This window comes from Bacillus sp. 17RED48 (genome assembly GCF_019837545.1).
GTDB lineage: Bacteria > Bacillota > Bacilli > Bacillales > Bacillaceae_G > Bacillus_A > Bacillus_A wiedmannii.
The window spans coordinates 305,816-325,169 of record NZ_JADAXG010000006.1 but is presented as its reverse complement, the minus strand read 5'-3'; the positions used below and the strand labels follow the sequence as shown (position 1 = coordinate 325,169).

Below are 19,354 nucleotides of genomic sequence, written 5' to 3'. Positions count from 1 at the left end.
GTAAAAACTCAAAAAAGCCGATAACCTACTTATAAAATAGTAAGCTATCGACTTTATATACATTTTTTTATTGAATTGTAATCCTATAATCTTCCGTAACCTAAGAAGTGTTTTTGGTTATAACTACTGCTTAAGCTAGCGTAAGCAATCCCTTTATCACCAGCATGAATCATTTGGCCATTCCCAACGTAAATACCGATGTGAGATGGACCTGGTTTATAAGTACCTTGGAAGAATACTAAATCTCCAGGTTGTGGGCTACTTACTTTAGAAACTGAATTCCAGTAACCTGCAACGTCTTGACGTCCTACACCATAGATGTAAGAAATAAATCCACTACAGTCAAAACCACCGTTTGATGGAGATGCACTTCCCCAAACATATGGCATGCCTAAATATTGTTGTGCTTTACCAATTACGCCAGGAGCTGGAGCTGGGCCTGGTGTTGGTGCTGGTTTTTTCTCTTCTTTTTTAGGTTCTTCTTTTTTAGGTTCTTCCTTTTTAGGCTCTTCTTTTTGAGCTTGTCCACCATTATTTGCTGGTGCAGCTTGCTCTGCAGGTGCTGGCTGAGCTTCCACAGCTTTAGCAGCTTGTTCTGCTTGTTTTTGAGCAGCAGCTTCTTGTGCAGCTTTTTCTTGTGCTTCTTGTTCAGCAATACGTTGTAATTGTAGTGCTTGTTTTTCAAGATCTTTCAATTGACTTTCCGTACTTGTCATTGAAGTTACAACTGTATCCATTTTACCGCTTAAATCATTTACTGCTGTTGATTTTTTCGCTTTTTCAGCGTCAAGTTCTTTCTTAGCAGTTTCAATTTGAGCTTGTGCTTCTTTTAATTCTTTTTGCTTTGTTTTTACCGTTTCAACATCTTTTTTCACGTTCGCTTGATCTTCTTGTTGTGTTTTCATGATATCTTCATCAGACTCAAGAATTTTAGAAACAGAAGTTAAACGATCAACTAAATCTGCAACGTTTTTAGAGTTTACAAGAACTTCTGTTACAACGTTCGTATTTGGTTGTTCTTGAAGTGCAACTAAACGTTTTCTTAATAACTCTTCACGTTTTGCAATTTTCGTTTGTAGTTCTGCAATATCTTTATTTTTATTTTCGATTAATTGCTCAGTATCCGCAACTTTTTTCGTTGTTTCATCAAGTTTAGAAGCATTCGCTTGAACAGATTTATCCAAACCTTGAATTGTTTTGTTTAAGTCATTCATTTGTTTTTGTAATTCATCACGTTCTTGTTGTTGTTTATGTAAAGTGTCATTTTGTGTATTAATTTGTGATTTCACGTCAGAAATTTTATCTTCTGCAAATACATTTGGTGTTAGTCCTGAAAACATTAACCCTGCAACTAATGCGCAAGATGCCATTTTTAGCTTTTTCATTTTATTTTTTACACCGCTTTCTTTTGTCTTTTTCCGTATATAACCTATAAAATTTATACCATAATTCGGGATTTTTTTTGCTAATGTTACGCTATTGTAAAACAAATGTAATATTATATGTAACTCTATCGCAAAATATGCATATTTTTGTATATATGTGTAGAATTCTAAAAGCTTTTTATAAGCAAAGAAAAAACGCAAGGTTTCCCTTACGTTTTGTTACATACACTAATACGAATGAAATCAAAACGTTATTTCATCCATTTCTCAGCCCAATTTTGGACTTCATCCATAACACTTTCTAATGCTTTCCCTTTTTCAGTTAAGCCGTACTCGATTCGAACTGGTACTTCTGGATAAACATTACGCACTACAATGCCTTCGCTTTCCAATTCCTTTAAACGCTCTGATAACATACGATCGCTCATATTCGGTATAATATCTGCGATTTCTCTAAAACGTTTTGACTCTTCAAGCAAAGATTTAATAATTAAGCCAGTCCATTTTTTACTAAGCAAAGTAAAAGCTGACTCAAACTTTGGACATAAACAAGAATTATGCTCCATATGTTTCACCTCTCTTCCATTATAATATAGTTTCTTGTAAAAAGTAAGTTATAAAACTTTCCTCATTATTTTATTTTACGTACATTTTACCATTTCCAAATATTAACTTGTCAACTACACGTAAAATATCCGTAAAAAAACCCTCTTCAAAAAGAGAGCTTTTTATATCTTATTACTTCGTATACCATCCAAGACCTAGTGCACCTTCACCTAAATGCGTACCAATTACAGCACCGAAATAGCCTGTGCGGATTGTAACATGAGGATATTTTGCTTCTAATTCTGCCTTCCATTCATTCGCTTCCTCTTCACGTTGTGCATGAATGATAACTGCTTCCATAGGTACACCTTGACTTGCTTGCTCATCAAAAATTTCAACAATTCGTTTTAACGCTTTTTTACGTGTACGAATCTTTTCAAATGGAATAATGATTTTATCTCTAAAATATAAAACAGGCTTCACTTGTAACAAACTACCAATGAAAGCTTGTGCACTATTTAATCGTCCTCCACGTTGTAAATGATGTAAATCATCCACTACAAAATAAGCGTCCATCGTTTTCTTCATTTCATCAAAACGGGCAACGATCTCTTTCGGATCCTTTCCTTCGCTTGCTAGCTTTGCACCTTCACGTACATAGAATCCTTGTACTTCACAACTAATTTCAGAGTCGTACGTATATACATCAATACCCTCTACCATTTGCCCGGCTGTCGTTGCCGTTTGATATGTACCACTAATCCCACTTGAAAGATGAATGCTAATAACCGCATCATAATCCTTAGATAGTTCTTCAAATAACTCAACAAACTTTCCGATTGCTGGCTGAGAAGTTTTCGGAAGTTCTTCTTGCTCACGTACTTTTACATAGAAATCATCTACTGAAATTTCAGCTTCTTCTTGATAAGATTCCGTTCCAAACACAACGTTTAATGGAATCATATATATATTGAGTTCATCACGAATATGCTTCGGTATATATGCTGTACTATCAGTAACAATAGCTGTTTTCATTTGCGTACCTGCCTTATAAAAAAGTTTTTATTCCCTAAGTTTACACGAAAACTAAAAATGGTGCATCCATACATGAAAATGCCGATTTGAAATCATACTTACCATCTCGACAAATTACAACAAGAAGGTGAAATACTCACCAAAAATTTCAACTTATTTATAAAAAATGTTTGAATATAAAAACGCTCGCTTTTAAAATGTAAAGTACTAGTCATTTTGGTAGATAGGGGCGTATACGAGTGTTATTACAATATTTAACAATCAAAGACTACGGTGAGCACGAAATTGTCATTCAAAAATCAAGATTTATTTGTTACGTTAGCAGAGCTACAACCGAAGCAGAAGCTCAAGAATTTATACAAAAAATAAAAAAACAAAATTGGAATGCCACACATAATTGTTCTGCGTATTTGATTGGCGAACAAGATCAAATCCAAAAAGCAAATGATGATGGAGAACCTAGCGGCACAGCTGGCGTACCTATGTTAGAGGTACTAAAAAAACGCGGTTTAAAAGATACCGTCGTTGTCGTTACACGCTATTTTGGTGGCATCAAACTTGGCGCAGGTGGATTAATTCGCGCATATGGAAAATGTACAAGCGAAGGCATTAATCATGTCGGTGTTGTTCAGCGAAAACTAATGCGTGTTATGCAGACCGAAATTGATTACACATTACTTGGCAAAATTGAAAATGAATTACGTAATTCGAAATATGCCATTAAAGATATACATTATCTCGAAAATGTCACATTTGATACGTATGTAGAAGAAGACGGAAAACAAGCATTCACAGATTGGATGATTGAGTTAACAAATGGGAAATGTACAATTACAGAAGGAGATATGTTGTACTTAGAACAAGATGTTATCTAAGAATAACTACATCCTCACCTTTAAAGATTAATGTAGTGAATTACTTTCCTACAAATGAACTAAGGAGATTATATATGGAAGAACGTTATTATCATCTCCAAAATAGCAGAATAAAAAAGAAACGAAGAAGAAAGTTTTTCTACTTCCTTATTTTCGTATTTTTATTTGGTGGTGTAGGACTTTATATATTAAATTCCTACTCTTCTCTCATGGGGATGTATAGTGGTTTTACTCGTGAAAAATCGGACTTGAGAACCGAAGATGTAGAAATTACAAAGGAGCCTTTTACACTCCTCATTATGGGTATAGAAGATTACGCAACGGACGGTCAAAACGGTCGTACAGATTCATTAATGTTTGCGACCGTCAACCCTAAAACTAAAAAGATTTCGCTTATGAGTATCCCTCGTGATAGTCGCGTTCCAATTGTTGGTAAGAACAAAGAGGACAAAATTAACGCTGCGCACGCTTACGGTGGAGAAGAAATGGCAATCAAAACTGTCGAAGGTTTTCTAAAAGTGCCTGTAGACCATTATCTTAAAATTGATTTCCAAGGCTTTAAAGGTATTGTTGATGCTGTTGGCGGTGTTACTGTTGATGTCCCATTCGATTTTTGGGAGCGTTCGGACGTGGATTACTACAAAAAAATCGAATTTAAGCAAGGACAACAAGACTTAAATGGGGAAGAAGCACTCGCATATGTACGTATGCGAAAGCAGGATCCAAACGGCGATTATGGTCGGGCCGCTAGACAAAGACAATTACTAGCCGCTGTTGCTCAAAAACTAAATTCAGCCTCTACCGTATTTAAAATTAAAGATTTAACGGCCGTCGTTGGAAAATATATAAAAACTGACATTCCTATTTCTGACGGACTTGCACTTTACAATAAACTATCTGGGTTTGATCCTTCTACAATACAAACGTTCAAACTTGAAGGAGAAGACAAAAAAATAGGTGGGATTTATTACTTCCTTCCAGACCCAATCGGTGTAGAGACAGTACGTAACGAAATTAAAAAAGAATTAGGAGAAACAGCAAACACTCAAGAAAATCCAACTACAAAAACCCAATCAAATCCTTCTTCAAATGCTAACTCTAACGAAAAAGCGAAGAAAGAAACGAATCAGAATCAGAACCAAACACCAACTGAACCTCCTCCATCCACAAATGCTCATGCAGAGTGGATTATGAGAAATCAGCAATAACAAAAAGAGCCAAATCGCATATGATTTGGCTCTTTTTTATTTACTTATTAAAGTGTTGCAAAATTGCTTCTACAATACGCTCTGATGCACGGCCATCACCGTAAGGATTAGATGCTTTTGACATCTTATCATGAGCTGCTTTATCTGATAACAACTCATCAGCAAGACCAAAGATTGTCTCTTCGTCTGTTCCTGCTAATTTCAATGTACCTGCGTCAATACCTTCTGGGCGTTCTGTTGTATCACGAAGAACAAGAACCGGTACACCTAATGACGGCGCTTCTTCTTGTACACCACCAGAATCAGTTAACATTAAGTATGAACGAGCTGCAACATTGTGGAAATCAATTACATCTAGCGGCTCAATTAAATGAATGCGGCTATGATCGCCTAAAATATCATTCGCTGTTTCACGAACAACAGGGTTCATATGAACAGGATACACAACTTGTACGTCTTCATGCTTATCAACAAGACGTTTAATTGCACGGAACATGTTACGCATTGGCTCTCCTAAATTTTCACGACGGTGAGCTGTCATAAGTACAAGACGATCGTTTCCAAGTTTCTCTAGTACAGGATGACTATATGTTTCTTTTACAGTCGTTTTTAGTGCGTCAATCGCTGTATTTCCTGTTATGAAAATGCGTGACTCGTCTTTATTTTCTTTCTGTAAGTTCGTTGCTGATTTTGTTGTAGGTGAGAAATGAAGATCTGCCATGACGCCTGTTAATTGGCGATTCATCTCTTCTGGGTATGGAGAATATTTATCCCATGTACGAAGTCCTGCTTCAACATGCCCTACTGGAATTTGATTGTAGAAAGCAGCTAAACTTGCAATAAATGTTGTCGTTGTATCACCATGTACAAGTACAATATCCGGCTTTGCTTCTTTCATTACTTTATCCAAACCTTCTAAACCACGCGTTGTAATATCAATTAAAGTTTGGCGGTCTTTCATAATATTCAAATCGAAATCTGGCGTAATTCCAAAGATACTTAATACTTGGTCTAACATTTGACGATGTTGTGCTGTTACAGTCACAATCGATTCAATTTTGTCTGGATGCTTTTGCAACTCTAACACAAGAGGTGCCATTTTAATTGCTTCTGGACGTGTCCCGAAAATTGTCATTACTTTTAAACGTTCAGTCATTTCATTGCCTCTTTTCTTTCACTAGTTACAAATTCTATTATGACATATAAGAATATACATGAATACATGCCTTTTTAACGAATAACGGAAAAGTCCCTTTTACAAATACTTTCTCTTCCAACCGAATAATAATCTATTTCTTGCTTCTTGACATCCTCAATAGTATAACAATTTCTTCCATCTAATAAAATAGGCTCTCTCATAAGTTGTGCGTACTTTTCTAACGGATAAGCTCGGATAGCCTCCCATTCTGTCATGATAAAAGCCGCACTCGCTCCTCTAATCGATTCATCTATACATTCGCTATATTGTATAGTCTCTCCAAAGATATTTTTCATATTTGGAATCGCTTTTGGGTCATATAGAACTACATCCGCACCTATATGAATTAATTCTTGTATCATAATAAGGGACGGTGCGTCTCTTATATCATCAGTATTCGGTTTAAATGCCGCTCCCAGCACCGCAATCCGCTTCTTGTTCATATTTAATACTTTCTTCGCTTTCTCAATCAATAACAACTGTTGTTTATTATTCACTTCAATGACTGCTTTTAACAAGCGAAAATCATGCGCCACATTCCCTGCAATTTGCACAAGGGCTTTCGTATCTTTCGGAAAACACGAACCCCCATAACCAATGCCAGCATTTAAAAAAGACGCCCCAATTCTCTTATCCATTCCCATCCCTTGTGCAACGTCTAATACATTGGCTCCTACCTTCTCACATATATTTGAGATTTCATTGATAAAACTAATTTTTGTCGCTAAAAAAGCATTCGATGCATATTTAATCATCTCTGCACTTTTTATATCTGTAACATACGTTTTTAAGCGTAATTCACTATACAAATTCTCCACTTTTCGTGCCGCTTCCTCATTATCTGCTCCAATTACAATACGATCTCCCTGAAAAAAATCGTAAATCCCTGAACCTTCCCGTAAAAATTCCGGATTCGATACGATATGTAATTCATATCTATTTTGTAATTTCTCCTCAATCCATCCCCTCATAACATCATTTGTACCTACAGGAACCGTACTTTTCGTAACGACAATAATGTCGTTCGTCGCATATGTTCCAATATCGTCACAAGCACTTCGAATATATGTTAAATCCGCTGTCCCATCTAATAAAGATGGCGTTCCAACTGCAATAAATATAAATTCTGCATCGTAAAATGCTTTTACTCTACTTGTTGTAAAAGTTAAACAATCATTCTCACATGCATCATTTATTAATTCATATAAACCCGCTTCATAAATAGGCAAATCTCCTTGCTTTATCCGTTCCATTTTCTCATCATTTATATCAAAACATGTGACTGAATGGCCTAACATTGCCAATCCTACTCCTGTAATTAATCCAACGTATCCGGTACCTATTATCGTAATTTTCATTTCCTTTTCGCACAGGAATATACAATAGGAAATATACGAATACATAGAATTCTCCCTGTGCTTCCCCCTCTCACATTAAAAATGAGAAAACTCTTTTACTTCTTTATTATATGAATTACTTTTTCCATTCTTTTTTAAGTTTTTGTAAAATTACATGTAAGAATATAAAATGAAACTTTATTCAGTGAGGGGCATCCATCATCGACTAATTATTAGTTAAACCAATCGGCCTTTTACAGGAATTAAGATCGCCACCTAACTTCTTTTCTCCAACTGAATTTTGAGGTGCGAACCTTACTGCCCGTTCATGCAGATAAATTCCCACATTTTAACACGGAACTTACTCATTTCTACGTGTAACACTTATAATACTGAAATAAAAGTATTCACTATCGAAGAAAAAGAGAAAATGTCATATTCCAAAGCCCAATACGATTAACCTTCTCAAATGATTCAACATTCTGTATACAATTGTCATATATTCTATCTGCTTCCATTTACCGTAAACAGAAAAAAAGATTGAATTCTAATCTTTTTGTGATACCATATGTTATGAGCCTGTAAATAAACATCATAATTTTCAGATAAATGTATTAAAAAATTTACGTTAGACTATAAAAGGGTGGGGTATTAATGGACTCACAAGTGATTTATGCCATTTTGGCATCTTTCATCACTGTACTCGTCGTTACTCCTTTAGTTATTAAGTTAGCTTTTAAAATAGGAGCAACAGATAAGCCAAACGCTCGTAAAGTACACCAAAAGATTATGCCTCGTCTTGGCGGATTAGCGATATTTATTGGTGTAGCTGTAGGATTTGTTGTCGGCGGCTTATATGAACAAAGAATGTTATCGATAACGCTAGGTGCGATTATCATTGTAATCATCGGTATTTTAGATGATATGTACGAGTTATCTGCGAAGGTAAAATTCGGTGGACAACTATTAGTTGCCATAATGATTGTAAAAAGTGGATTATTAGTGCAAGTATTATATATTCCAATCCTCGGGGATACTGAACTCGGATGGCTTGCTTATCCAATTACAGTATTTTGGATTGTAGGTATTACAAATGCAATCAACTTAATTGATGGCTTAGATGGGTTATCTGCTGGTATTTCATCTATCGTACTTGCAACGCTAGCATATATGGCCTTCACTAGCCCATCGGGCACTGGAGCCGCTATTATCTTACCGCTAGCATTAATTACATTAGCAAGTACAATTGGATTTTTATTCTACAACTTCCATCCAGCAAAAATTTTCATGGGAGATACAGGCGCACTATTTTTAGGATACTGTATTTCTGTTATATCGTTACTTGGATTATACAAAAGTGTAACGTTATTCAGCTTTATCGTTCCAGTTATCATTTTAGGCGTACCTGTATTTGATACGACATTTGCAATTATCCGCCGTATCGTAAATAAAAAACCTATTTCAGCACCAGATAAATCGCATTTACATCACCGTTTACTTGCAATGGGCTTCTCTCATCGTAAAACGGTACTAATTATATACGCATTCGGTATTTTCTTTAGTGTAAATGCAATCATTTTCTCTAGTGCGACATTATGGTTATCCATTATTCTTCTTTTCGTTTTAATCTTCTTTACAGAAATCATTGCTGAAGTAATTGGGCTTGTACATGAACGTTACAAACCACTTATTTCCTTCTATAAAAAAGTGAAAAAACGCGAAGACTAATTGTAGTATAGCCTTTACAATTATGAAATATTCAAATAGCACCCTCTTTCTTATAAGAGGGTGCTATTTTTTATTTTTTACTCCTCATTTCATATTTCCAAAATATAGTTTGTTTGAGAGTCCCACTATTGGAGAAAGATATACATAATAAGAAAAGGATTATATTTTCTTTTTTACATCTTGATTGTCAAACTGAGGGTGAATGTTATGATCAAGCGAGTATCTCAATACATTATTTTATTTTTAACGATTACTATGTACGCGTCATCTCATGCAGGAGCAACTACAATGCCCCCTGCTGAACATCATCCAAATACTGAAACTACCTCTCCTATCCAAAAAATCGCGTACTTAACATTTGATGACGGACCAAACAAATATACTACGCAAATTTTAAACATCTTAAAAGAAAAGAACGGAAAAGCAACTTTCTTTGTTATTGGTGGAAAAGTGCCACATTATAAAAAAACAATGCAACGATTAATTAAAGAGGGGCATTATATCGGACTTCACAGTATGTCACACGATGTAAAACGCCTTTACACTGGTGATCCATCCGCTTTAATTACAGAAATGGAACAAACACAAAATATTGTTCAGCAAGTTACAAAATTAAATACACATCTCGTTCGTGTCCCGTACGGTAGCATGCCTTACTTAAAAAAGAATTACCGTGATGCACTTGTATCCGCCCAGTATAAAATGTGGGATTGGACAATCGATACATATGACTGGAAAAGCTATGACAATCCTTCTGCCATACTAGAAAGAGTACGTAATCAGAGCGATGAACAAGTCGAAGTGATTTTAATGCATGACTCGAGTGTAACCGTACAAATACTGCCCAAAGTAATTGATTACTTACAGTCACAAGGATACAAACTTCTTCCCTATAATCCATCTTCTCACCTCGAAGTGAACTTTTGGAAAGACACAAGATTGTAACAGCTTTAGTGCCTATGTGCTAAAGCTGTTTTATTTTTCTCTTCCCACCCTTCCCATTTTTGTGTAAAATTTTAAATAGCGATGAATTTTCGAGGTGAATAGAAATGAAACGAATAGATCTCATTTTTAACGCAATACAAGAAGGTAATTATATAGAAGGTGTAACCGCATCAGAACTCGCTAGCCTTCTACAACTAGATCGCGCCAATGTAAGTAGCGACTTAAACAAACTTGTAAAAGATAAACGTTTATTAAAAACAAATACGCGTCCTGTTCGTTTTTATATAGAAACGAACGCTTCGTTGGAAACGCATTCAAAGGAAATGACTTCATTAGATACATTTGCAATTGAAAATACAAGCCTTAAAATCGCAATCGAAAAAGCGAAAGCTTCTATTCTCTATCCTCCAAACGGTATGCATACTTTACTGCTAGGAGAAACAGGGGTCGGAAAATCTATGTTCGCTTCTTTAATGCACGAATATGCAATTGAAGTTGAACAGCTTCCTAAAAATGCACCATTTATCGTCTTTAACTGTGCCGATTACGCAAATAATCCACAGCTACTACTGGGGCAATTATTTGGGATTAAAAAAGGAGCTTATACAGGGGCAAGTGATCAAAAAGGGTTAATTGAAAAAGCACATGAAGGGATCCTTTTCTTAGATGAAGTACATCGCCTTCCTCCCGAGGGACAAGAAATGCTTTTCACCTTTATTGACCGCGGGGTATACCGCCGCCTTGGAGAAACAGAAAATGAGCGTACAGCACAAGTATTAATCATTACTGCAACAACAGAAGAACCAAATTCATTTTTATTAAAAACATTTACAAGACGTATACCAATGACTGTTACGCTACCACCACTTCGTGAGCGTACACATAAAGAACGATTTGCTTTACTGCAACTATTTTTCACAAATGAAGCAATCCGTCTGCGAAAAGAAATTCACGTTAGTCCGAATGCAATGCGCGCTTTCGTCTTTTACAATTGCCCCAATAACATCGGGCAATTAAAAACGGATGTACAAATTGCCTGTGCGAAAGCCTACTCTGAATTTGTGACAAAGAAACGTGATTCTGTCTATGTTTCAAGTACAGATTTACCTTGGTATATGAAAGAAGGACTATTCATTGAAAGAAAGAGCCGTCATCTATACCAAATACCAAATGAAACATTTATATTTACAGGTGATGAAGGTTGGAGTAATCATAAAATAGAGAATGAAAAACGGTCTTCTATTTACGATTATATTGATTATAAATACGAAGAACTTCAAGCTCGCGGTATTGAAGAAGACGAATTAGAATTACTAATAGAAAATGATATTCAAAGCTTTTTCGTACAATATTTTAACCAAATTTCCAAAAAAACAAGTCATGAAAATGTTTTTAAAATTGTGGATCGTAATATCGTTTCCGTATGTGAAAGAATTGCGGAACTTGCTGAAAAGCATTTATCTAAGACGTTTGATGAAAAAGTATTTCTCGCTTTAAGCTTACATGTACAGACAACTCTACAACGTTTACAAGCTGGGAAACAAATTCATCACCCACAATTAAATCAAATTCGTACGAAATATAAAGACGCTTTTTCCGTAGCCATGCAATGTATTCAACTACTGGAGGACGAATTACACATAACAATGCCTATTGATGAAGCAGGCTTTTTAACAATGTTCTTCGTTGTTGATCCAATTCCTGCCTCACAAACAGAAGTAAAGGTATTAATATTAGCGCACGGCAACGGCATCGCAACAGAAATGGCAAACGTCGCAAACGAACTGCTCGGCATTGAGGAAGTAACCGGTATCGATATGCCGTTACATGAATCGCCGAAAGATTTCTTAGAGCGTGTGAAAGTGTATATGAAAACACTCCAAAATGTAAATGGACTTCTCTTACTCGTCGATATGGGCTCGCTCGCTTATATTGGTGATATATTAGAAACTGAGTTCAAAATTCCGGTACGTGTTCTTTCCATGACAAGCACTCCACATGCACTAGAAGCAGCTCGAAAAGCTCAACTTGGCTACTCGTTAGATGCATTATATGAAACAGTGAAGAACTTAACACCGTTTTACTTAAACGTACAAGAAGAAAAGAAAAAGCCACTATCACCAATGAAGTCTGTTATTTTAACAGCTTGTTTAACTGGGGAAGGCAGTGCTTTAGCTATTCAAAAAATGTTAGAGAACTATTTGCGATTTGACAAAGACTTAATTGAAGTTATTCCGATTAGTATCGTCCATGAAAAAGATTTAACGAAAATGATTGAGAATATAAAAAAAGAACGGAATATCATTTGTATCGTCACAAATTTCGATGTGCAGGTGCCATGCTTAACATACCATTTCCAAGACATTGTAAACTACACAGCGATTCAGCCAATTCAAGAATTAATTACGTATGAAGAAACATATGCAAAAATGGCTGATATTCTGGAACAACAAATGCAGCGGAACGACGGAGCATTACTTATTAAAACAATTCGTTACGCATTAAATACAATTCAAGAATTAATTTCCTTACAGCTAACTCCTGACAGCTTAATGGGTGTGATTCTGCATATGAGCTGTATGGTTGACCGTCTTCAAAAAGGAGAAAGCCTCCTCCCTCATCCAGATAAAGAGAAACGAAGACAAGATGAGTACTGGATGTATATGAAAGTGAAAAAAGCATTACAACCAATTGAAAATACATTTGAAATACAAATACCTGATGATGAAGTGTTTTATATCATGGACTTCTTCATTAAAAATCAGCCTGTAAAAAATTAATCGAAGCAGTTTTTTAAATATATCGATTTAACGATAATAAACGCTAAAATTTGCACCTTATAGAAAAAAAGGCTGTTCCAAAATATGGACAGCCTTTTTTCTACTTCTTTACTTTTCTGATTCTCCCCCTGATTTCGCCCTTCTTATTGGACTTTGTATAAACATTTACATATACATTTGTCTGAATGATTTCTTGAAGTAGGCTATCAAACGCTCTTCCCTGTAAAGGGCCTTCAAAATCTTCCACATTGACTACACCGGTCACGACTCCTTCATTTACACTAATACCTTGCTTTATTGGACCAAACAAATTTAAAATCACTGGACCTATTTGATCCGCTTTTCCTAAATGAATTTGGCATGATGTAACTTTTTCGATGTTTTTCAATATGATCCGATATTGTAATTTCTTTAAATCATCACTAAATATAAACTCTGTTACACCATAAGCTTCTGTATTTACAGGAGGTATTTCCCTCTTTCCTGTTAACCTCGCAAAGAAATGTGTTGTCATACGGGCATTCTCCTCATATAAATTTCCCAGCACTACTTCTACTACTTTATGGTTTATACATAATCATTTATGACTTTTTCAAATTTTAATTACGAAGAAAAGATTCACACAATCTTTACATTAGAATCGTTCCTTTTGCTTCACTATCTTTTGTATAATGCACATAGAAAAACATTCTCGGAGGTCGTTTTGAAAAATAACAAATACACTTTTCACACATTATTAGAGATTTTTCTCGTTTCATTTAAATTAGGAATTACTTCATTTGGTGGCCCCGTCGCCCATCTCGGCTATTTCCACCACGAATATGTACAAAAAAGAAAATGGATGGATGAACGAAGCTATGGTGATTTAGTAGCACTATGCCAATTCCTCCCTGGTCCTGCTAGCAGCCAAGTCGGTATGGGGGTTGGATTATTAAGAGGCGGGGTATTAGGAGCTATTATTTCATGGATTGGATTCACTTTACCGTCTGTGCTTGTTTTAGTTTTCTTCGCCTCATTCCTTAATCAGTTCGATCTTGGAAGTGCTGGCTGGATTCACGGACTAAAACTTGTAGCAGTCGCCATTGTTGCTCATGCCATATGGGGAATGGCACAAAAATTAACGCCAGACCGAAATCGTGCGACGATTGCGATTGTAACTGCCGCAATCGCCTTATTATGGCCAAGCAGCTGGACACAAGTCACCCTTATTATAATATCGGGCTTTATAGGCTGGTTTTTATATCGCAACCAACCAATTAGCCAATCTCAAAATATAAAAGTACCTATTTCAAAAAAGATAGCAGTTTCTTGTCTCATCTTATTCTTCGGACTATTAATACTGCTACCAATAGTAAGACCGTTCTCTTATTACATCGCTTTATTTGATAGTTTCTATCGCTCTGGTGCACTTGTATTTGGAGGCGGACACGTCGTGCTACCCCTTCTTGAAGGTGAGTTCGTACAAAACGGAATGATGACGAAAGAACAGTTCCTAGCTGGATACGGATTAACACAAGCGGTACCAGGTCCACTATTTACATTCGCCTCTTATATAGGAGCAGTTTTAAACGGGACGCTTGGAGCCATACTCGCAACAATTGCGATCTTTCTTCCTGCTTTCTTGCTCGTTATTGGTGTTTTACCATTTTGGGACAGTGTGAGAAAAATCTCTTACATACAAGGTGCACTACTTGGAGTCAATGCAGCCGTTGTCGGTATTTTATTAGCAGCTTTTTATGATCCTATTTGGACAAGCACAATTATAAACGCTGTAGATTTTGTTTTTGCGTCTCTTCTATTTTGCCTGCTCGCTTTTTGGAAAACACCACCTTGGGTTATCGTTATACTCGGAGCCTTTGGCGGGTATGTTCTATCCATCTTGTAAGCAAAAAACGACGGCATTATATAGCCGTCGTTTTTCTATTAAAACTTCACAAGTTCTATTCCTTCAGGCAACTCGCTCTCTGTTAAAATACGCAATTCTTTCACACGATCCATTACGTAAGAAGAACGCTTCACAAGCTCTGGATCAATATAAGCTGGATGAACCATAATTTCTACCGTTTGTTCACCTTGTACTCTTTCTTTTAACTTCACAAAGTAATCTTCCGTCACACCATCCGCGTAAAAATCACTGTAAAACACGTCAGAAAACGGGCGTACTGCTCGCTCTTCCTCACAACGACGAATTGGAACATTATATGTAGCCGCTAACCTCTCAAGAACATCGTGCAAGATTGGTAATCCATGCACATGATGATGACTATCTAAATGAGTTGGCGATAATCCGTAAGATAGGAATTTCTCAATTTGAGCAGTCCACTCTCTCTCTACTTCTTCTGGATTTACATTCCCTTTCCATACGACGCTTTGTTTATGAAACAATCCATCACTACTTACAAGTGATGGTACGTCTCTAAGAAGTGGTTTCCCTGCTGTTAATACGAGATGTACGCCTACTCCGAGTAGGTTATACTCTTTTGCTAAGCGTACCGCATGCTCTGTTCCTGGCATATTCATCATCATTGTCGTTGAATTTACAAGTCCATTTATATGTCCATCAATAATGCCGTAATTTGTACCTTCTGTAAGACCGAAATCATCTGCATTTACAATTAACTTAATCATCATAATACCTCCTAATAGAATAAAAAAAGCGGGCTAAATAGCGCCGCTTTATTTCTCTACCTTTTTGAAGAACTGTGGAAGATATTCTTTATGTGCTTCCAACATTTCATCTAAAATTTGTTTTGCAACTTTATCTGATGGTACAAGTGGATTAATTGTCATAGCAAGCAGCGCTTTATGATAATCCCCTGTAACAGCAGCTTCAATTGTTGTGCGCTCAAATGATTTAATTTGTTGTACTAAACCGCGAACTGGTACGGGAAGATCTCCAACTGCAATTGGTTTTGGACCTTCTTTCGTAATAATACAGTTCACTTCAACAGCCGAATCATGTGGTAAGCTTGCAATTGTTCCGTTGTTTCGTGTATTAACAGGCTGAATATCACCTTTATTATTGTAAATTGACGTAATTAAGCTACATGCTGCGTCACTATAATAAGCGCCGCCACGTTTTTCTAATTGTGGTGGTTTAATATCTAAGTTCGGGTCTTTATATAACTCGAATAAATCATCTTCTAATTGTTTTACTACTTCTGCACGTGTACCTTTTTCAACAGAAGCTTCTTTCTCTTCTTCTAACATTTCACGTGTTTTGTAGTAATAACGGTGGTATGGGCATGGAATTGCACGAAGGCCGCGAATAAAGTCTGGCTCCCAGTTAAGCGCTGCAATATTTTCCATCGTAATTTGCTTTTCTGGATCTGTTACAAGCTCTAACACACGATCCATTACACTTACGCCATCTAAATATACATCTAGTCCGTATACCATATGATTTAAACCTGCGAAATCAACGTGGACACGACTTGCATCTACTTCAAGTAATCTTGCAAGACCCATACGGATTCCGATTGGAACGTTACATAGACCAACTACTCTTTGAATATTTGTATAACGAAGCACAGCTTCCGTTACCATACCAGCTGGGTTCGCGAAGTTAATTAACCATGCATTCGGACAAAGCTCCTCCATATCCTTACAAATATCTAAAATAACAGGAATCGTTCTCAGTGCTTTGAATAAACCACCAGGACCATTCGTTTCCTGACCGATTACATCATATTTTAATGGGATTGCTTCATCTTTTGCACGAGCTTCTAATAAACCTACGCGAAGCTGCGTTGTTACGAAGTCAGCATCTTTTAATGCTTCACGGCGATCAAGTGTTAAATGTACCTCGATTGGTAAACCAGATTTTTTCACCATACGTTTCGCTAAGTTACCAACGATTTCTAACTTTTCTTTTCCTGCCTCAATATCTACTAACCAAATTTCACGAACAGGAAGCTCATCATAACGCTTAATAAATCCTTCAATTAACTCTGGTGTATAACTAGATCCACCGCCGATTGTAGCAATTTTAATTCCAGTCATGCTTTATTCCCCTTTCGCTTCTAACTTTTTATAAAGGTCAATAAATTCAGCTGCTAATTCTTTTACTGTAATCGCATTCATTAAATGATCCTGTGCATGAATTAAAAGAACACTAATCTCTGTTTTTTCTCCTCTTGCTTCTGATTGTATGAGCTCTGTTTGGAAATGATGCGCTTCATTAATCGCTTCTTTCGCCTTTACCATCGCTTCATCAGCCTCTGCCATTTTCCCCTGTTTGGCAAATTGAAGTGCCTCCATCGCAAAGCTTCGTGCATTACCACTATTTAAAATTAATTGGAATGGAATTTGTTCTGCTGTAGTCATCATAATTACCGCCCTCTCTATTATGGTTCAACCGATTGAAATACCCCTTCAGTTTGAACATTTCTATTAAATTATTATTTTATGAATGATAGTTTGGTGTTCTTGTAGATGGGTCTCATCTTTCTGAACATGATATAAAGGTGATTGTTCTCACAGATAATGTTACCCGTGAGAACAATTACTATGTTACATAGGTACAGAGTTGTTATTTCCTTGTGCTGCTGCTTTTTCAGTACGAACAACAGAACGGTCAGATAATACAACGAATGGATAGTAGATTACCATCGCAATTACAAAGTTGAATAACTGTAGAATTGCACCTGAAAGATGTCCACCTGTTACAAGATAACCACTAATAATTGGTGGTGTTGCCCATGGAATCATCACAACTGTTTTTGGTACCCAACCAATAGATATTGCTGTATAAGAAGTAATTACTAATACAATTGGTGTTAGGATAAACGGTAAGAATAAAATTGGATTTAAAATAATTGGTGTACCAAAGATTACTGGTTCGTTAATATTGAATGCACCTGGTCCAATTGATAAGCGAGATACACCGCGTAATTGTGCACTTTTTGCTACAATTAATACGACCACTAAGAACGCTAATGTTGCACCAGAACCACCAAGATATACGAAAGTATCAAAGAATGGTTTTGTAATAATGTTTGGAACATCAAATGCAGATGTACCACCTTGGAATAACTTCATATTTTTCTCTAATGCCGGTAAGTATAATGGCTCAATAATACCACCAACGATATTTGGCCCATGTAAACCGAAGAACCAAAGAAGATGAACAAGGAGTACAATGATAATTGCACTTGGTAATGTCCCTGCTAAACTTTGCAGTGGTGATTGAATCGTATTAAAGATAAATTCATGAACACTTGTACCAGCTAATTTCACTGCTAATTGAATACCTGCAACTACTGTTAAGATAACAAATGCTGGAACTATAGCTGCGAAAGATCTTAAAACTGCTGGCGGTACTCCATCAGGCATTTTAAAAGTAATGTTTCTTTGTACAAAGAAACGGAATACTTCAGTAACAAGGAGTGCCACGATAATTGCTACGAATAGCCCTTGTGCCCCTGTCCAAGCTAAGTTCAATCCGCCTTCTTTCGGTGTTGTTGGCGTAAGAATAATTAACGCACCAAATGAAATAATACCTGCTGACAAACCATCAACGCCGTAAGATTTTGCTAAGTTATAACTTGTTGTAAATGCTATGATTAGTGCTAAAATTGCGAAAGAACCAGTCCACATTCCACCGCCAACTTGTTTCCACGTTTCACCAAACAAATCTTTCATGAACTCTTGGAAAGCTTCAGACGGAAAACCATTAATTAGTGATGCCAGTGCACCAACTAAAATAAGTGGCATAACTGCAATAAATCCATCACGGATCGCAGCTAAGTGACGTTGCGATCCGATTTTACCAGCTACAGGAACAATATATTTCTCCATGAATGCAATAAACTTTTGCATTTCGCTTCCCCCCTAATTATTTTTTAAGTGTTAATGCGTGATCTAAAACTGCTTCTCCATTCATCATGCCGTAGTGCATTGGATTAATAACGTCGATTCCAACGTTTCTCTCATCAGCAAGCGTTTTCATTGAAGAAAGCATGTAACGAACTTGTGGTCCTAGTAATAATACATCTGCTTGATCGATATTTGTTTTTACTGCATCCCCAGATACAGCCCAAATCTTTCCTTCTAGACCGCGAGCTTTTGCAGCCGCTTCCATTTTTGTAACTAGTAAACTTGTAGACATCCCTGCTGAGCAACATAATAAAATATTCATTTAAAAATCCCCCTTGTGTAGTATAAAAAATTTATGTTTATTTATTTTTCTTTACGCTATTTATTAATGCAATTAGCGTGCCAACTTTTTAAAACCACTAAAATCAGCACTTTTCCGACTGTTTTCTTTGTGTGTTAACGCTTTCAATTAGTGTGTCACCAAAAAAACACACAGTGTG

General features: G+C 36.3%; 17 protein-coding genes. 6 read left to right on the top strand and 11 right to left on the bottom strand.

Features of this window, described 5'->3' with window-relative positions; genetic code table 11:
- Positions 1 to 83 precede the first annotated feature (83 nt).
- The 3 genes from ILT06_RS23010 to ILT06_RS23000 all read right to left on the bottom strand — a co-directional run bounded on the left by ILT06_RS23010 (position 84) and on the right by ILT06_RS23000 (position 2,966).
- Positions 84 to 1,490, bottom strand: coding sequence for a C40 family peptidase (locus ILT06_RS23010; RefSeq protein WP_222655574.1), 1,407 nt, complete (start codon positions 1,488 to 1,490; stop codon positions 84 to 86).
- A gap of 146 nt (positions 1,491 to 1,636) precedes the next feature.
- The gene (locus tag ILT06_RS23005; protein ID WP_000400858.1) at positions 1,637 to 1,951 is read right to left on the bottom strand and encodes a winged helix-turn-helix transcriptional regulator; all 315 of its coding nucleotides are present in this window, start codon (positions 1,949 to 1,951) and stop codon (positions 1,637 to 1,639) included.
- Positions 1,952 to 2,123: 172 nt separating this feature from the next.
- Positions 2,124 to 2,966: a DegV family protein gene (locus ILT06_RS23000; protein WP_000844775.1), complete on the bottom strand. Its 843-nt coding sequence runs from the start codon at positions 2,964 to 2,966 to the stop codon at positions 2,124 to 2,126.
- Positions 2,967 to 3,205: 239 nt separating this feature from the next.
- On the opposite strand from ILT06_RS23000, the gene ILT06_RS22995 reads away from it, so the two are divergent.
- Complete coding sequence (locus ILT06_RS22995; protein ID WP_000926678.1) at positions 3,206 to 3,841, top strand: YigZ family protein; 636 nt, start codon at positions 3,206 to 3,208, stop codon at positions 3,839 to 3,841.
- 74 nt (positions 3,842 to 3,915) lie between these two features.
- On the top strand, positions 3,916 to 5,049 hold the full coding sequence (locus ILT06_RS22990) for an LCP family protein (protein WP_064476193.1): 1,134 nt from the start codon (positions 3,916 to 3,918) through the stop codon (positions 5,047 to 5,049).
- A 40-nt stretch (positions 5,050 to 5,089) separates the two neighbouring features.
- Here ILT06_RS22990 and wecB read toward each other — a convergent pair whose 3' ends face one another.
- Together wecB and ILT06_RS22980 are read right to left on the bottom strand one after the other, a co-directional pair.
- Positions 5,090 to 6,205: a non-hydrolyzing UDP-N-acetylglucosamine 2-epimerase gene (gene wecB / locus ILT06_RS22985; protein ID WP_088047796.1), complete on the bottom strand. Its 1,116-nt coding sequence runs from the start codon at positions 6,203 to 6,205 to the stop codon at positions 5,090 to 5,092.
- A 74-nt stretch (positions 6,206 to 6,279) separates the two neighbouring features.
- Complete coding sequence (locus ILT06_RS22980) at positions 6,280 to 7,650, bottom strand: UDP-glucose dehydrogenase family protein (RefSeq protein ID WP_149173763.1); 1,371 nt, start codon at positions 7,648 to 7,650, stop codon at positions 6,280 to 6,282.
- 588 nt (positions 7,651 to 8,238) lie between these two features.
- On the opposite strand from ILT06_RS22980, the gene ILT06_RS22975 reads away from it, so the two are divergent.
- The 3 genes from ILT06_RS22975 to ILT06_RS22965 all read left to right on the top strand — a co-directional run bounded on the left by ILT06_RS22975 (position 8,239) and on the right by ILT06_RS22965 (position 13,037).
- Positions 8,239 to 9,312, top strand: coding sequence for a glycosyltransferase family 4 protein (locus ILT06_RS22975; RefSeq protein ID WP_222655573.1), 1,074 nt, complete (start codon positions 8,239 to 8,241; stop codon positions 9,310 to 9,312).
- Positions 9,313 to 9,519: 207 nt separating this feature from the next.
- Positions 9,520 to 10,257 (top strand): polysaccharide deacetylase family protein, encoded by a 738-nt coding sequence (locus ILT06_RS22970; RefSeq protein WP_064476191.1) that lies wholly within the window; start codon positions 9,520 to 9,522, stop codon positions 10,255 to 10,257.
- Between the two features lie 104 nt (positions 10,258 to 10,361).
- A complete protein-coding gene (locus tag ILT06_RS22965; protein WP_103655674.1) occupies positions 10,362 to 13,037 on the top strand; it encodes a sigma-54-dependent transcriptional regulator in 2,676 nt (891 codons plus the stop codon).
- Positions 13,038 to 13,137: 100 nt separating this feature from the next.
- Here ILT06_RS22965 and exsM read toward each other — a convergent pair whose 3' ends face one another.
- Entirely contained in the window at positions 13,138 to 13,551 is a 414-nt protein-coding gene (exsM, locus tag ILT06_RS22960) for an exosporium regulatory protein ExsM (RefSeq protein ID WP_064476189.1), read from the bottom strand.
- 189 nt (positions 13,552 to 13,740) lie between these two features.
- Between exsM and ILT06_RS22955 the strand changes: the two genes are divergently transcribed.
- Entirely contained in the window at positions 13,741 to 14,922 is a 1,182-nt protein-coding gene (locus ILT06_RS22955) for a chromate transporter (RefSeq protein ID WP_088047795.1), read from the top strand.
- Between the two features lie 38 nt (positions 14,923 to 14,960).
- On the opposite strand, the gene chbG is transcribed toward ILT06_RS22955, so the two are convergent.
- From chbG to ILT06_RS22930, 5 genes are all read right to left on the bottom strand, one after another.
- On the bottom strand, positions 14,961 to 15,665 hold the full coding sequence (gene chbG, locus ILT06_RS22950) for a chitin disaccharide deacetylase (RefSeq protein WP_088047794.1): 705 nt from the start codon (positions 15,663 to 15,665) through the stop codon (positions 14,961 to 14,963).
- A gap of 48 nt (positions 15,666 to 15,713) precedes the next feature.
- A complete protein-coding gene (celF, locus tag ILT06_RS22945; RefSeq protein ID WP_000145757.1) occupies positions 15,714 to 17,039 on the bottom strand; it encodes a 6-phospho-beta-glucosidase in 1,326 nt (441 codons plus the stop codon).
- 3 nt (positions 17,040 to 17,042) lie between these two features.
- Complete coding sequence (locus tag ILT06_RS22940; protein ID WP_000989050.1) at positions 17,043 to 17,366, bottom strand: PTS lactose/cellobiose transporter subunit IIA; 324 nt, start codon at positions 17,364 to 17,366, stop codon at positions 17,043 to 17,045.
- A 183-nt stretch (positions 17,367 to 17,549) separates the two neighbouring features.
- Complete coding sequence (celB, locus tag ILT06_RS22935) at positions 17,550 to 18,857, bottom strand: PTS cellobiose transporter subunit IIC (RefSeq protein WP_222655572.1); 1,308 nt, start codon at positions 18,855 to 18,857, stop codon at positions 17,550 to 17,552.
- Between the two features lie 16 nt (positions 18,858 to 18,873).
- The gene (locus ILT06_RS22930) at positions 18,874 to 19,176 is read right to left on the bottom strand and encodes a PTS sugar transporter subunit IIB (protein WP_001023569.1); all 303 of its coding nucleotides are present in this window, start codon (positions 19,174 to 19,176) and stop codon (positions 18,874 to 18,876) included.
- Positions 19,177 to 19,354 lie beyond the last annotated feature (178 nt).